The sequence below is a fragment of the Streptomyces sp. MnatMP-M17 genome, from assembly GCF_900091995.1.
Classification (GTDB): domain Bacteria; phylum Actinomycetota; class Actinomycetes; order Streptomycetales; family Streptomycetaceae; genus Streptomyces.
On record NZ_FMDK01000704.1, the window covers coordinates 1 to 2736 of the forward strand.

The 2736-nt window shown below is 69.0% G+C and carries 3 protein-coding genes; all 3 read left to right on the top strand.

Going from position 1 to position 2736, the window contains the following annotated elements:
* Window positions 1-919 (top strand): SPFH domain-containing protein (locus GA0115259_RS28695; RefSeq protein WP_256098184.1); only part of this gene is annotated, 919 nt, incomplete at its 5' end.
* A 143-nt stretch (window positions 920-1062) separates the two neighbouring features.
* Window positions 1063-1650, top strand: a complete 588-nt coding sequence (locus tag GA0115259_RS28700; RefSeq protein WP_093602418.1) for a lytic polysaccharide monooxygenase auxiliary activity family 9 protein — start codon at window positions 1063-1065, stop codon at window positions 1648-1650.
* A 435-nt stretch (window positions 1651-2085) separates the two neighbouring features.
* Entirely contained in the window at window positions 2086-2574 is a 489-nt protein-coding gene (locus tag GA0115259_RS28705) for a phospholipase (RefSeq protein ID WP_093602420.1), read from the top strand.
* Window positions 2575-2736: the final 162 nt, after the last annotated feature.

Consider the following 2736-nt stretch of genomic DNA (forward strand, 5'->3'; position numbering starts at 1 on the left):
CGCGCCGCCCGTCGATCCACGGCTCGCCGAGCGGCCCGGGCCCGTACTGCCCGGTTGGGTCGCCTCGCTCGTCGGGCTACTGACGCTGACCGCGTGCGCGGCGCTGCTGTGGTGGGCCGGCGCCGTGCCGGACGCGGTGGCGCGACTGCTCGGGCTGCGGCCCGAACCGGACCGAGGCATCGGGCTCGGCCAGTGGGCCCTGCTCGCGTTCGGCGGGACCGTCGTGGTCTTCGCCTTCGGCGGACTCGGCCGCGGCCAGGTCGGCCAGGCCTGGGTGCTGACGCTCTTCGGCGACTACCGCGGCAGTGTGCGCCGTACGGGACTGCTCTGGGTGAGCCCGCTGCTGGTGCGCCGCAAGGTGGACGTACGGCTGCGGCACTGGCGCAGCGAGCCGATGCCCGCGGTCGACTCGAACGGCACCGCGCTGCGGGTCGTCGTCCTGGTCGTCTGGCGGGTCAGGGACACCGTGCGCGCGGCCCTCGGCGTCCGGGACCACGAGGAGTATCTGCGTGAGCAGGTGGAGGCGGCGATGGCGCGGGTGCTCTCCCAGCTGCCCGCCGACGCGTTCCACGACGAGGCGCCGACCCTGCGCAACGCGGAGGCCGTCGGTGACGCGCTCACCCGTATGCTCTCGGCCGAGTGCCGGCCCGTCGGCGTCGACGTCTTCTCCGCGCAGCCGACAGGGATCGAGTACGCGCCGGAAATCGCAGCTGCGATGCAGCGGAGCCGGATCGCGGCGCTCGACGCCAGGCACCGGGACAGTGTGCTCACCTCGGTGGTGGACGCGGTGGACGACACGGTGCGCCGTCTGACCTCGCGCGGGCTGGTCGAACTGGACGATTACGAGCGCAAGGTGCTGGTGAAGGACCTCACCGTGGCCTTCTACACCGGGCGGCAGGGCATCGGCGAGAGGCTGTAATTGGTCTGGACCTGGCTCGTACTTGTTATGGACACGGTCAAGTTCCGTTAATACTCTAGAGCTTGGTCTAGACCGCAGACTGTTTCTCCCCTGCACGCGTGCAGTACGGCTCACCGAACTCCCCACGTTCTCTGGAGCGAAGCATGCGAAAGAAGATAGGCGCGGCCGTGGTTGGCCTCGCCGTGGCGGGCGTGTCCCTGCTCGCCACCAGCAGCGCAAGTAGCCATGGCTACACCGACTCACCCATCAGCCGTCAGAAGCTCTGTGCCAACGGCACGGTGACGAACTGCGGCAACATCCAGTGGGAGCCGCAGAGTGTCGAGGGGCCCAAGGGCTTCCCGGCCGGCGGTCCCGCCGACGGCAAGCTCTGCTCGGGCGGCCTCGGCCAGTTCGCGCAGCTCGACGACCCGCGCGGCGGCGCCTGGCCGACCACCAAGGTCTCGGGCGGCCAGAGCTACAACTTCCGCTGGCAGTTCACCGCCCGGCACGCCACGACCGACTTCAAGTACTACATCACCAAGAACGGATGGAACTCGTCCGCGCCGCTCACCCGCGCGGCCCTGGACACCCAGCCGTTCCTGACGGTGCCGTACAACAACCAGCAGCCGCCCGCGACGCTCTCGCACTCGGGCAATCTGCCGTCGAGGTCGGGCCGGCACATCATCCTGGCGGTGTGGACCATCGCCGACACGGGCAACGCGTTCTACGCCTGCTCCGACGTCCAGTTCTGACAGTTCTGACAGCTCCGACGGCTCTGACGGCTCTGACGCGTGGTCAGTAGCCAGTAGCCGGACCGGTCGTAAGAGATCGTAAGAACCTCGGGAGGCGCGGCGCCGTGCGGTCCGCCGCCGTGCGGACCGCGCCTCCCGAGGCACACGCTCCGACGCGCCCGTACGCCTGTAGGCCCGTACGGCCTGGCGCGCGCCCGGTGTCCCGGTGGGGGCCGGCCGGGAACCGGGCAACTGGGGACGGAACCGTCAACTGGAAGCACTCAGAGGCGAGTTCGGTGTGAAAGGGGTTTGCCTCCGCCGGGATTTGGGGGACCATTCCCGCGGCGGTCATCGCGCGTAGACCCGTGCGACAGCCGTGCCCTTCACGCTTACGGCGCTCCATGCCGACCAAGGCAGGGAGCGTTCCCCCCATACCCGTCCGGAGGTTGTTCCGTCATGCGCAGACGTCTGGCTCTTCCGCTCGCCTCGGCCGTACTCGCCCTCGCCGCTTCCCTGTTCACGGCCACCTCGGCCACCGCCGCTCCCGCGGACAAGCCGCAGGTCCTCAGCAGCTGGACCCAGGAGTCCGCCAGCAGCTACAACTCCTTCTTCGCGGCCCGGGGCAACCAGGGTGCCTGGTCGGCCTACGGCTTCGACTGGTCCACGGACTACTGCTCGTCCTCGCCGGACAATCCCTTCGGCTTTCCTTTCCAGAACGCCTGTGTGCGCCATGACTTCGGTTACCGCAACTACAAGGCGGCGGGTACGTTCAGTGCGAACAAGGCCCGGATCGACTCCGCCTTCTACGCGGACCTCAAGCGTGTGTGCGCGAAGTACTCGGGTGCGACGAAGGCGTCCTGCGACGCCCTGGCGTGGACGTACTACCACGCGGTCGACATCTTCGGTGTGAGCCCCATGGTGGACGGCTCGCGCTCGGTCGCCTGAAGTCTGCCGGTGGCCTGAGGCCTGTCGGCAGACTGAGGCCGCAGGACCGTCAGCCTTACGACAGCAGGGCCCCTCGCTTCCGCGAGGGGCCCTGCCCTGTCTGTGCGCCGCCAGGGACTCGAACCCCGGACCCGCTGATTAAGAGTCAGCTGCTCTAACCAA

Coding starts and splice junctions, on each gene's coding strand:
- GA0115259_RS28705 (WP_093602420.1), top strand. CDS start 2,086: ATGCGCAGACGTCTGGCTCTTCCGCTCGCCTCGGCCGTACTCGCCCTC.
- GA0115259_RS28700 (WP_093602418.1), top strand. CDS start 1,063: ATGCGAAAGAAGATAGGCGCGGCCGTGGTTGGCCTCGCCGTGGCGGGC.